The following is a 12540-nucleotide window of genomic DNA, read 5'->3' on the forward strand; positions in this document are numbered from 1 at the left end:
GCTAGAGCGGTCCCGGTGAGAGAACCGGCGCCGGGAAAAGTACCATCGAGGCGCTTTGCCCGTGCCGCGCAACCAATTCAAAATACTACTCAGGCAAACATTACAGCCCCGACTTCAACCGACTGAATGCGCGAATCAACGCGCGGTTGAACGCCTTGCCGTTGTCATTTTTGCTGTACAGCGATGCCCGCACCGCTGGCGAGGGATACGTTCCCGGATCATTGCGAATCGCTGCATCCACCAACCCGTCCGCCGCCGTAATTGCGTTGGCGTAGTGAATGGTGTCGGTGATCGGCGCAATCACCTCGGGCGTCATCAAATAATCCATCAACGCCAGCCCGGCCTGTGGATGCGGCGCGTCCTTGGGAATGACCATGGCGTCGAACCAGATCAGCGTGCCCTCCTTCGGTATCCGATATTTGAGTTTGAACGGTTTGTTCGCTGCTTGTGCCTGCCCGGCGGCGATGGCGACGTTGCCGTTCCACGACATCGCCACGCAAGTGTTGCCGTTGGCCAGGTCGCTGATGTTCAGGTCGTTGTCGAAGTAGCGAATGTACGGACGAATCTTCGCCAGTTGCTGCTCGGCGAGTTTCAGGTCATCGAGGTTTTGCCGGTTGATGTCCAGCCCCATGTACTTCATGACAGCGGCAAACACTTCGTTGGGATCGTTGAGCAGGCTGACCCCACAGTCGGCGAATTTCGCCACCACCGCCGGATCGAACAACATCGCCCAACTGTCTGTCGGTGCATCCGGCAAACGTTGCTTGATCGCCTCTTCCTGATAACCGACGCCGGTGGTGCCCCAAGCGTAAATCCCGGCATAGCGATTGCCCGGATCGAACACCGCCATGTGCTGGCGAAACTCTTCACCCACGCCAGCAACGTGCGGCACCCGGGCCTTGTCCAGTGGCTGGATCGCTCCGCTCACGATGGCCCGCGACAGATGCTGGCCGGCGGTCAGCACCAGGTCGTAACCGCTGCGTCCGGTGAGCAGTTTGGTCTCCACCGTTTCCAGCGAATCAAAGTGATCGGCGACCACATGGATGCCGGTTTTCGCCTCGAAATTCTTCAGGGTATCCGGGGCCAGGTACTCGCCCCAGATGTACAGATTGACCACCGGTCTGGCGGTATCGGCGGCCTGCACACACAAGGGTGCAAGCACCAGCATTAACGCTTGAGTCAGTTTGTGCAGGCCCATGTTCAGGCTCCCTTCTTCGGGTAAGGAGTGCCGGCGTATTGCGGCATGGTGATGCACGCGACGTTACCGCCGCCGAGGAGGATTTCCCGGGAGTTTTCGATGCCGACGATTTTGTGCTGCGGGAACAGTTCGGCCAGGGTCGCCAAAGCGACTTTGTCCTGACGATCACCAAACAGCGGTACGACGATCGAACTGTTGCCGGCGTAATAGTTGATGTACGAGGCGCAGATTTTCGTCCCGGCCTGACGGGTGTGGGTGCTGTCCTGCTGATCGAGGCCTTCGGCTTCTTCGGCGGTCCACTCCAGCACATCCGGTTGCGGCAGCTTGTGCACGATCAACTCGCGGCCGCGACTGTCGCGGGTGCTGCGCAGGATGTCGTAGGCCTCCTGATAGATTTCCCACTGCGGATCGTCACGGTTGTCGGTCCATTGCAGCACCACTTCGCCGGGGCGGACGAAGCAGGCGAGGTCATCGACATGGCCGTCGGTTTCATCGAACTTGCAGCCCCGTGGTAGCCAGATGACTTGCTCGGCACCGAGGTAATCGGTCAGGCGGCGGGTGACTTCGTCCTTGCCCAGATGCTGGTTGCGATTGCGGTTGAGCAGGCACTGTTCGGTGGTGAGGATGCTGCCCTGGCCGTCGCTCTGAATGCCGCCGAGTTCGGCAATCAACGGCGCGCGATAACGGTCGAAACGTTCGATCTCGAGGATCTTGCCAGCGATCTGATCGTCCTTGTCCCACGGGTAATACAGGCCGCCGTCGAGACCGCCATAGGCGTTGAATTGGAAGTCGACGCCGCGTACTTCGCCGCTCAGATCGTTGACCACAAAACACGGGCCGCTGTCGCGGAACCAAGTGTCGTTGCAGGTCATTTCCACTACGCGCACCTGCGGCGGCAACTGGCGACGAGCCGTAGCGAATTGCGCGGCAGAGGCGCAGACGGTGACCGGTTCGCTGTGCGAGATGGCGGTGACGATCTGCACCCAGACTTTCTGCGCAGGCTTGGCACCGTTGCGCCAGACGTCGGTGCGCTCCGGCCAGCCGAGCCAGCAGCCGGCCTTGGTTTCGAATTCGCCGGGCAGACGGAAGCCGTCGTGTTTGGGGGTGGAGTCGAGCAAGCGTGCCATGGTCAAACCTCGTCCTGGTGTTGGGAATGACCACAGGCTAAGGGCGCAGGCGCCGGGCTCGCCAACGATGATTAGTACGGAACAGTTGAATTCAACTCATCAATCGGCCAGTTGTTCGTTGAACCATTCGAGCATCTGCGCCACGGCGGGGCGCTCCAGGCGCAGCCGTTCGCAGACCAGCGCGTACTGGCCCAGCGCGGTCATGCTGGCGGTAAACGGCCGCACCAGTCGCCCGTTCTGCAAATCTTCCTGGGCGGTGAGGTTGTCGCCCATCGCCACGCCCTGGCCCTGCGCCGCCGCTTCCAGCGCAAGACCTGCGTGGGCGAAATACAACTGGCGTTGCGGGCGTTGATCACCGGCATGGCTGGTCAGCCACGCGGTCCAGGTCTTGCCGTCCTGATCGTCGTGCAGCAGGCAATGGCGGACCAGATCCTTCGGGGTTTTCAGATTGCCTTGGTTGAACAGACCGGGGCTGCACACCGGGAAAAACTGCAAATCCGGCAATGGCCTGACGAAGTAGGCGCTGCTGTCCACCGGGCCGGTGCCGTAGGTGATCGCCAGGTCAATGTCTTCACCCGGCGCGCTGGCGTCGATCGGCTGTTCATAGAGATGCAGGGTGATGTGCGGATAACGCACGTAGAAGTCAGTGAGGCGGTTCATCAACCACTTTTGCGCCAGCTCTGCGGTGACCGCCAGGCGCAACACGGCCAGCGAGGAGGGATCGCGCAGCTCGTCACAGGCATCGCCGATCAGTTCGAAAGCCTGTTGCAGGCTCTGCATCAAGCGGCCGGCGGCGATGGTCGGACGAATCTGCCGGCCTTCGCGGATGAACAGCGACACCCCGAGCTGCTCTTCGAGCTGACGGATCTGGTGGCTGACGGCGCTGTCAGTGACGCACAGTTCGGCCGCGGCCCGGCCGAAATGGGCGTGGCGGGCAGCGCATTCGAAGGTTCGCAAAGCGGCCAGTGAGGGGAGTTTACGCATGAGGGGCATCCCTTTTTGCCGGACATGCTGACCGGGCTGGCGGTGGGCGTCCAGTGGCATGAACGTCTGGGCCTGACGCGTTAGCCGCTTCACAGTCTTTGACAGTTTCCCGACAAAGCTGGCAAAGATTGTCGGTCAACACCTGCCTAGCATGGGCGCATTCACATTCCCCTCGGGTGCCCCATGCCAGTTTCGCTACGTACATTCTCACTGTCGCTGACTTCCCTTTGCCTGCTGCTGCCGGCTGATTCACTGCGCGCCGAAGACTGGCACGCAACCCTGCGCGGTGGCGCGGTCAATGCACCGCGCTATAGCGGCAGCGATGAGCGCGTGACGGCGCCGCTGGTCGGCGTGGAAGTGGTCAGCCCACAAGGCTTTTTTCTCGACAGCCTCCGTGGCCTGGGCTGGGGCTTCGACGAAGACGATTTCGGCCTCAGCGTGTATATCGGCGCCAGCGATGTGCGCAAGGATCGCAAGACCGGCTTCAAGGGTTCTGACGAGCTGAACGGCATGGGCTCGATCAAGTCACGTCCGGTGCTGGGCGTCGACGGCAGTTATCACATGGGGCCGATCATTCTCGGTGCAAGCTTCGAGCATGCGCTGGAAAAGGACGGCGACAACCACGACACCGGGTCATCGTGGAATCGCTTGAAACTGAGCATCAACCTGCCGCTGTATGAAGGCCGTTTCGGCAAGGTGATCGGCGGGCTCAACAGCCAGTTCGGCGACAGCGATTACCTGCGTACCTGGTACGGCGTCAGTACCGCGCAGGCGTCACGCAGCCAGTTTCGCGCGTATGCGCCTAAAGGCGGATTGATTGGTCGCGGCGCGGATTTGACCTGGACATTGCCGATTGATGAACGCTGGAGCGTGTCGTCCGTGCTGGCGGCGCAGTATCTGAGCCATGAGGCCGCGGACAGTCCGATTGTCGAGCGCAGGTTGCAGACTTCAGTGGTTGGGCAGGTGGCCTACACCTTCTGACTGTTCGGTGTATCTGACGGCCCCTTCGCGAGCAAGCCCGCTCCCACATTTGATTGCGTTCCTCTGTGGGAGCGGGCTTGCTCGCGAAAGCGCCGGAACTGACAACGATGATCAATCCAGATGCGCCCAGGTCATGCGAAACGACGCCCCACCCCAAGGCGAATCACCGACCTCCACTTGCCCGCCATGGGACTGCGAAACCCGCCGCACCAGCGCCAGGCCCAGGCCAAACCCACCGGTGCGCCGATCCCGACTCGCGTCCAGCCGTGAAAACGGCTCAAAAATCTTCTCCCGACCATGGACTGGCACCCCCGGCCCATCGTCGTTGACCTGCACTTCGTAGAAATCCCCCGTACGCACCAGCGTCACTTCCACCCGCTGCTCGGCATACCGAATGGCATTGCGCAGCAGATTGATCACCGCCCGCGCCATGAAGCGCGGCTCAATGCGCACGGTGTCGAGCCGGCACTCGCCAATCAACAACTGCACCCCCGCCGCCTCCGCTTCCAGCGCCACGCTGCCGACCACGCTGTCCAGCCAATTGGCCGCTTGAATATTCTCGCGCTTGATCACCGTCGCGCCGCGTTCAAGGCTGGCGTAGGTCAGCAGTTCGGAGACCATTTCTTCCAGCTCGCCAAGGTCGGCGTACATGTCGGCAATCAGTTCGCGGCTCTGGCTGGCGTCCGGTTGCTGCTTGAGCTGATCGAGCTCGAACGACAGCCGCGCAATCGGCGTGCGCAGTTCGTGGGACACGGCATTAGTCAGTTCGCGCTGATTGGCGATCAGACTCTCGATGCGCGCCGCCATCAGGTTGAAGTGTTCGGCCAGATCACGGATGTTCGAGCGTTTCGACAACTGAATGCGCACGGACAGGTCGTTGTCGCCGAAGCGCTCGGCGGCCAGACGCAATTTCTCCAGATCGCGCCAGTGCGGACGCACCCAGAAGAACAGGACAAACCCAATCATCACCGCGATCATCAGATACGCTGCTGCAATGTAAAACGGCATCAGGCTGGGCTCGGCGGGAAGCCGGATACTGAGCAATTGCGAGCCGCCGTCAATCGCGCTGATGTAGCGAGTGTACTTGTCGCGGATCACCAGCAACCCTTGAGCAAGTTCGGCTTTTTCCTTGTCGCTCAAGCCCAGTTGATCAGCGTCAACCAGCGTCAGCCCCAAACCGTAGTGCGGGCGAATGATCTCAAGTTGTTTTTCTCGTGACGCAGCGTCGAGGCCACGTAATTGCTCGCCCAGCGTCCACGCTTGCCCGCGCACCGCCTCGCGGTTGTAATCCTCCATCTGATAATCGAGCAACGCGTCGAACGTGCGCTCGACCGTTTGCAGGGCCAACACCAGCCCCACCGTCATCACCAGAAACAGCCCGAGAAATAACCGCAGCATCTACAGCTCCCACGCAAACGGATTGAACAGATAGCCCTTGCCCCATACGGTTTTGATGCACACCGGCTCACGGGGATTGTCCTTGAGTTTGTTGCGTAACTTGCTGATGTACACGTCGACGCTGCGATTAAGCCCATCGAAGGCAATCCCGCGCATACGATTGAGGATGTCATCGCGCGACAGGGTATGACCGGCGGCACTGGCCAGCAGCCACAGCAGCTCGAACTCCATAGTGGTCATTTCGATCAGCTCACCGGCCAGGCGCACTTCTCGGCAACTGCGGTCGATACTCAACTGGCCGAATTCGAGAAAATGCACCACGCCACTGTCCGGCACCTGCCGCCGCTGCAGGGCGCGCAACCGGGCCAGCAGCACCGGTGGTTTGATCGGTTTGATTACGTAGTCATCGGCGCCAGACTCCAGACCGAGAATATGGTCGAGGTCATCTTCCTTGGCCGTCAGGATGACAATCGGCGTGTCCGACACGCTACGAATCTCACGGCATACGTGCAGACCGCTCTGCCCCGGCAGCATCAGATCGAGCACCACGACCTTGGGTTTGAATTCCACAAAAGCGGCCACGGCCAGATCGCCGCGATGCACCGTGCGCACCTCATAGCCGTGTTGTTCGAGGAAGTGCGCGATCAACGCGGCGAGGCGCTCATCATCTTCCACCAGCAGGACTTTGCCAAAACCCAGGTTATCCATAACGACCATCTGTCGACCCTATGTGAAGTGGGCGACATTATGGCGGCAATCGCTGCCGGGGCGTTTATCGCAGGCAGCAAAAACCGGCCGCTGGGGCCGGTTTCAAGTGATGTTTCATGCTCTTAAGAGTTTTTAACAATTCCCGTGCACGAGCTGCCGCAGGCTGCGCCTCTTTTGATTTTGATTTTCAGAAGCAAGATCAAAAGATCGCAGCCTGCGGCAGCGCCTACAGGGATTAGGCAGCGACGGGGACGCCGCTATGGAAACGGAATTCTTCGTCGGGCGACTCGATCAGTTCCTGCTCGGCGGCGCGGACTTTGTCGATGACCTGGGCGATGTCTTTGGCGTCACCATACTGATAAGCCAGCTTCAGGTAACCCTGAAAATGCCGCGCCTCGCTTTTCAGCAAGCCGAAGTAGAACTTGCCGAGTTCTTCGTCCAAATGCGGCACCAGTGCTTCGAACCGCTCGCAACTGCGCGCTTCGATAAACGCCCCGACCACCAGCGTATCCACCAGTTTCACCGGCTCGTGGCTGCGTACCACTTTGCGCAGGCCCGAGGCGTAACGGCCAGCATGCAACTGGCGCAGTTCGATCTTGCGACGTTTCATGATGCGCATGACTTGTTCGTGGTGCACCAGTTCTTCCCGGGCCAGGCGCGACATCATGTTGATCAGGTCGACGTGGGAATGGTACTTGGCAATCAGGCTCAGTGCGGTGCTGGCGGCCTTGAACTCGCAGTTCTTGTGGTCGATCAGCAGGGTTTCCTGATCGGCCAATGCCGCCTGTACCCAAGCGTCGGGTGTGCGGCAGCCAAGGAATTCGTGGATTTCGGGAAGGATCATGGGGCTCACGGTAAAAGGTGTTCGAGCGAAGGGCGCCGATTATACCGGCCTGTCCGCAGACCACCAGCGGCAGGCGTTGATATGCATCAAGTCGCAGGTGTTCGAGCAGCAACTATAGTTGTGCAACGCCGTGCCTTTTCTTCGCTGGAGACTCCGCTCATGCAAGCCATTCGCAGCATTCTGGTGGTCATCGAACCCGAACATTCGGAAAGCCTGGCGCTCAAGCGCGCCAAGTTGATCGCTGGCGTGACCCAGGCCCATCTGCACCTGCTGGTGTGCGACAAGAAGCACGACCACGCCGGCATGCTCGGCGTGCTCAAAACCGCGTTGCTGGCGGACGGTTACAGCGTGACCACCGAACAGGCGTGGAACGAGAGCCTGCACGAAACCATCGTCGATGTGCAGCAGGCCGAAGGCTGTGGGCTGGTGATCAAGCAGCATTTCCCCGACAGTACGCTGAAAAAAGCCCTGCTGACCCCGGCAGACTGGAAACTGTTGCGCCACTGCCCTACCCCGGTGCTGTTGGTGAAAACCAGCGCGCCGTGGAAAGATCGAGTGATCCTCGCGGCGGTCGATGTCGGCAATGTCGATGGCGAACACCGGCATTTGCACACCACGATCATTGATCACGGCTACGACATCGCCAGCCTGGCCAAGGGGCATTTGCATGTGATCAGCGCGCATCCGTCGCCCATGCTCTCGGCAGCCGACCCGACGCTGCAGCTCAGTGAAACCATTGAGGCGCGTTATCGCGAGCAATGTCGGGCGTTTCAGGCCGAGTTCGATGTCGATGATGCGCATCTGCACATCGAGGAAGGCCCGGCGGATGTATTGATTCCGTTCATGGCGCACAAACTGCAAGCGGCAGTGACCGTGATTGGCACCGTGGCGCGGACCGGATTGTCAGGGGCGTTGATCGGCAATACCGCTGAAGTCGTGCTGGACTCACTGGAAAGCGATGTACTGGTGCTCAAACCGCAGGAGGTGGAGGATCATCTGGTCGAGTTGGCGGTGAAGCATTAAGGATTGCGGCGCCTGAACCGGCGCCTTCGCGAGCAGGCTCGCTCCCACATCTGAAATGCGGTCTCCTGCAGGAATGCATTTCCCTGTGGGAGCGAGCCTGCTCGCGAAGCTTCTAGGCGCCGAAGGCGTCTTTGAGGAATCCGGGGGCGATGTAGCGCTGGTAATGCGCTTCCGACAGCAGGAAGAATTCCCGATCAATGGCATCGCGCAACTCCGGCAGGTTCCAGTCACGAAACTCCGGCAGCAAGACCATCCCGTAGGCTTCCAGATTAATGATCACCCGTGCCCCACGGGCAATCAGCTGATAGGCCCAGCAATATTCCGACTGATGCGGCACGAAGCGGATCTTGCGCTGTTCCAGTTGCTGGCGCAGACGCACCGAATCGAAAATCTCGACCTTGCCCGCCATCACTTGTGACAGCAATTGCTCCAGGCGCAACCACACCGCGCGTTTTTCCTCCTCGCCGTAACCATTCCAATGGATCACTTCGTGGTGGAAACGCTTGCAGCCACGGCACACCAGATCTCCGTAAACAGTGGAGCAGAGGCCGACGCAGGGGGTCTTGATGGTCTGATTGGGCATAAATTGGCAAAACACTGAAACGCGGAACAGGTCGGCATGTTAGCCCTTTGTCCGGCATTGATCACCCCTCAAACGTCAGGGGCAAGCGCTTGCCCGGTGTTTGGCAGGGCCACGCGCAACGCCACCAAAGTCCAATAGAGCGCGACTTACCTTTAAATTTTTTTTGCCGTAGAATCAGCCAGCCTTTTAAGGCGCCAATGTCCGTTAGAAGCTGTTTTCAAAGCGTCACGAGCACAGTCCTCCTTCAGAGCGGTGTTGGCGAAGGGTTTTTCCAGCGGGGAAAAGCTCTGCGCCAACCCTCATCAGCTCCCCGTTCTGCAGGCGTAAAACTTTGAAAGCAGCTTCTGTAAGGAATGCCCGGTAATTCTGGCTAAGCGGCCCACAACGCCGTGCAGCGCATGAGTACGAGCATTTCGCGACGAGCGTCCCGGACAGCCATTTGGGACCACTGATGAGGGTAATAACTGTGCTTGAAGCCTACCGCAAACATATCGAAGAGCGCGCAGCACTGGGTATCGTTCCCCAGCCGCTTAACGCCGAACAAACTGCAGGCCTGGTCGAGCTGCTGAAGAATCCTCCGGCTGGCGAAGAAGCTTTCCTCGTTGACCTGATCACCAATCGCGTACCACCTGGCGTGGACGAAGCCGCTTACGTCAAAGCCGGTTTCCTGTCGGCTCTGGCCAAAGGCGAAGTCTCCTCTCCTCTGCTGGACAAAAAACGCGCTGTAGAACTGCTCGGCACCATGCAGGGCGGCTACAACATCGTGACCCTGGTTGAACTGCTGGACGACGCCGAGCTGGCGCCAGTGGCTGCCGAAGAACTCAAGCACACCCTGCTGATGTTCGATGCCTTCCACGACGTCGCAGAAAAAGCCAAGAACGGCAACGTTCACGCCAAAGCCGTGCTGCAATCCTGGGCTGACGGCGAGTGGTTCAAGAAGCGCCCGGTGCTGGAAGACAAAATCAGCCTGCGCGTTTTCAAGGTCACCGGCGAAACCAACACCGACGACCTGTCCCCTGCCCCAGACGCCTGGTCGCGCCCTGACATCCCGCTGCACGCCCTGGCCATGCTGAAAATGGCCCGTGACGGCATCGTGCCGGACGAGCAAGGCAAAACCGGCCCGATGAAGCAGATCGAAGAAATGCGCGGTCAAGGCTTCCCGATCGCCTACGTCGGTGACGTGGTCGGTACCGGTTCTTCGCGTAAATCCGCGACCAACTCGGTACTGTGGTTCTTCGGCGACGACATCCCTTACGTGCCGAACAAGCGCGCTGGCGGTTTCTGCTTCGGCAGCAAAATCGCTCCGATCTTCTACAACACCATGGAAGATGCCGGCGCACTGCCAATCGAGTTCGACGTTACCAACATGAACATGGGCGACGTGATCGACCTGTACCCGCACGCAGGCAAAGTCTGCAAGCACGGTACCGACGAAGTCATCACCACCTTCGAAATGAAGACCCCTGTGCTGTTGGACGAAGTCCGTGCCGGCGGTCGTATCCCGCTGATCATCGGCCGTGGCCTGACCGAGAAGGCTCGCGCCGAATTGGGTCTGCCAGCGTTCGACCTGTTCAAGAAGCCGGAAGCCCCGGCTGAAAGCACCAAGGGTTTCACTCTGGCGCAGAAAATGGTCGGCAAGGCTTGCGGTCTGGCAGAAGGCCAAGGCGTTCGTCCTGGCACCTACTGCGAACCGAAGATGACCACCGTGGGTTCTCAGGACACCACCGGTCCAATGACCCGTGACGAACTGAAAGACCTGGCGTGCCTGGGCTTCTCCGCTGATCTGGTGATGCAGTCGTTCTGCCACACCGCGGCCTATCCAAAGCCGATCGACGTGACCACCCACCACACCCTGCCTGACTTCATCATGACCCGCGGCGGCGTTTCCCTGCGTCCGGGCGACGGCATCATCCACTCGTGGCTGAACCGCATGCTGCTGCCAGACACCGTCGGTACCGGCGGTGACTCGCACACCCGTTTCCCGATGGGCATCTCGTTCCCGGCCGGTTCCGGTCTGGTTGCGTTTGCTGCGGCCACCGGCGTCATGCCGCTGGACATGCCGGAATCGATCCTGGTGCGTTTCAAAGGCAAAATGAAACCTGGCATCACCCTGCGTGACCTGGTTCATGCCATTCCTTACTTCGCTATCCAGAACGGTCTGCTGACCGTCGAGAAGAAAGGCAAGAAAAACGCCTTCTCCGGCCGCATCCTGGAAATCGAAGGTCTGGAAGGTCTGACCCTGGAACAGGCGTTCGAACTGTCCGACGCCTCGGCCGAACGTTCGGCTGCCGGTTGCACCATCAAGCTGTCGAAAGAGTCGATCACCGAGTACCTGAACTCCAACATCACCCTGCTGCGCTGGATGATCGGCGAAGGCTACGGCGATGCACGTACCCTGGAACGTCGCGCTCAAGCGATGGAAGCCTGGGTTGCCAACCCTGAGCTGATGGAAGCCGATACCGACGCCGAATACGCCGAAGTCATCGAAATCGATCTGGCCGACATCAGCGAGCCTGTACTGTGCGCGCCGAACGACCCGGACGACGCCCGTCTGCTGTCCAGCGTTGCTGGCGAGAAGATCGACGAAGTGTTCATCGGTTCGTGCATGACCAACATCGGTCACTTCCGCGCTGCCGGTAAGCTGCTGGATCAGGTCAAGGGTCAGCTGCCTACCCGTCTGTGGCTGTCGCCGCCGACCAAAATGGACGCTCACCAACTGACCGAAGAAGGCTACTACGGCATCTACGGCAAGGCTGGCGCACGCATGGAAATGCCAGGCTGCTCGCTGTGCATGGGTAACCAGGCACGCGTTGAGCCGAACAGCACCGTGGTCTCGACGTCGACCCGTAACTTCCCCAACCGTCTGGGCGACGGCGCGAACGTCTACCTGGCTTCGGCTGAGCTGGCGTCGGTTGCTTCGATCCTGGGTCGCCTGCCGACCGTCGAGGAGTACATGGAATACGCTGGCAAGATCGACAGCATGGCGGCCGATATCTACCGCTACCTGTCCTTCGACCAGATTGCCGAGTTCCGTGAAGCTGCTGCGAACGCCAACATCCCGGTCGTTCAAGCCTAACGCTACAACGCAATAAAAAACGCCGCCCATCGTGAGATGAGCGGCGTTTTTTTATGCCTGTTGAATTGTTGATGCCTGCTCTGGCCTCATCGCTGGCAAGCCAGCTCCCACTGGGGGCACGGGTGTTTGCCAATGCTGGGCATTACACAAAACACTGTGGGAGCTGGCTTGCCAGCGATGGCGGCGTGTCAGTGACTTCACGTCTGAAGGGCCACCGCTATCGCGAGCAGGCTCACGCCTACAAGGGATGGTCGCCATGCAGGCAAAAAAAAGGTTCTTCACGGATTACCGGGAAAGACGCTCTTGATTTTCATGAAAAAGAATTCGCTATCCCGGTAACCGTATGCCATCCGTTTGATAACCTTTATTCGATTGTTTATGCCTTCCAACTGCCCCGTGTGCATCGGCCAGCGAACCCGGCTGACGATTCCCCGCCAGTAACCCTTTAGCCGTTTGGCGAACAGGATCAGAGCCGGTATCGCGCTTTCATCAGCGTGGCGCAGCCATTGCTTCCAGGCTGATCTCCAGCCCCAGGCGGTACTTGGCGTCCAGAGCGTTTTGAGTTCAGCTTTCATCAAGTAGACCGTCATCAACGCTTGGTTGGCCGCCAGCAAATCC

At 59.7% G+C, this 12540-nt stretch carries 11 protein-coding genes; 3 read left to right on the forward strand and 8 right to left on the reverse strand.

Annotated elements, in window-relative coordinates; translation table 11 throughout:
* Positions 1 to 100: 100 nt before the first annotated feature.
* The 3 genes from CKW18_RS23635 to CKW18_RS23645 form a co-directional block, all read right to left on the reverse strand.
* Entirely contained in the window at positions 101 to 1198 is a 1098-nt protein-coding gene (locus CKW18_RS23635) for an extracellular solute-binding protein (protein WP_095191003.1), read from the reverse strand.
* 2 nt (positions 1199 to 1200) lie between these two features.
* Positions 1201 to 2325 carry an agmatine deiminase gene (gene aguA, locus CKW18_RS23640; protein WP_095191004.1) on the reverse strand — a complete coding sequence of 375 codons (1125 nt, stop codon included), beginning with the start codon at positions 2323 to 2325 and terminating at the stop codon, positions 1201 to 1203.
* 99 nt (positions 2326 to 2424) lie between these two features.
* Positions 2425 to 3309: a LysR substrate-binding domain-containing protein gene (locus tag CKW18_RS23645; RefSeq protein WP_095191005.1), complete on the reverse strand. Its 885-nt coding sequence runs from the start codon at positions 3307 to 3309 to the stop codon at positions 2425 to 2427.
* 183 nt (positions 3310 to 3492) lie between these two features.
* On the opposite strand from CKW18_RS23645, the gene CKW18_RS23650 reads away from it, so the two are divergent.
* Entirely contained in the window at positions 3493 to 4290 is a 798-nt protein-coding gene (locus CKW18_RS23650; protein WP_095191006.1) for a MipA/OmpV family protein, read from the forward strand.
* A 111-nt stretch (positions 4291 to 4401) separates the two neighbouring features.
* On the opposite strand, the gene CKW18_RS23655 is transcribed toward CKW18_RS23650, so the two are convergent.
* From CKW18_RS23655 to CKW18_RS23665, 3 genes are all read right to left on the reverse strand, one after another.
* Positions 4402 to 5688, reverse strand: coding sequence for an ATP-binding protein (locus CKW18_RS23655; protein ID WP_095191007.1), 1287 nt, complete (start codon positions 5686 to 5688; stop codon positions 4402 to 4404).
* Positions 5689 to 6396, reverse strand: coding sequence for a response regulator (locus CKW18_RS23660; protein WP_095191008.1), 708 nt, complete (start codon positions 6394 to 6396; stop codon positions 5689 to 5691).
* Positions 6397 to 6631: 235 nt separating this feature from the next.
* On the reverse strand, positions 6632 to 7240 hold the full coding sequence (locus CKW18_RS23665; protein WP_095191009.1) for a tRNA-(ms[2]io[6]A)-hydroxylase: 609 nt from the start codon (positions 7238 to 7240) through the stop codon (positions 6632 to 6634).
* Positions 7241 to 7399: 159 nt separating this feature from the next.
* Here CKW18_RS23665 and CKW18_RS23670 point away from each other — a divergent pair, with 159 nt between their 5' ends.
* Positions 7400 to 8263 (forward strand): universal stress protein, encoded by an 864-nt coding sequence (locus tag CKW18_RS23670; protein ID WP_095191010.1) that lies wholly within the window; start codon positions 7400 to 7402, stop codon positions 8261 to 8263.
* Positions 8264 to 8375: 112 nt separating this feature from the next.
* On the opposite strand, the gene CKW18_RS23675 is transcribed toward CKW18_RS23670, so the two are convergent.
* Positions 8376 to 8846, reverse strand: a complete 471-nt coding sequence (locus CKW18_RS23675; protein ID WP_095191011.1) for a DUF1289 domain-containing protein — start codon at positions 8844 to 8846, stop codon at positions 8376 to 8378.
* Positions 8847 to 9312: 466 nt separating this feature from the next.
* On the opposite strand from CKW18_RS23675, the gene acnB reads away from it, so the two are divergent.
* Positions 9313 to 11922, forward strand: a complete 2610-nt coding sequence (gene acnB / locus CKW18_RS23680) for a bifunctional aconitate hydratase 2/2-methylisocitrate dehydratase (RefSeq protein ID WP_095191012.1) — start codon at positions 9313 to 9315, stop codon at positions 11920 to 11922.
* 278 nt (positions 11923 to 12200) lie between these two features.
* Here the strand turns inward: acnB and CKW18_RS23685 are convergent.
* A partial coding sequence (locus CKW18_RS23685) for a transposase (RefSeq protein ID WP_141233123.1) occupies positions 12201 to 12540 on the reverse strand: 340 nt, incomplete at its 5' end.

Source organism: Pseudomonas sp. Irchel 3E19, from assembly GCF_900187585.1.
GTDB classification, from domain to species: domain Bacteria; phylum Pseudomonadota; class Gammaproteobacteria; order Pseudomonadales; family Pseudomonadaceae; genus Aquipseudomonas; species Aquipseudomonas baetica.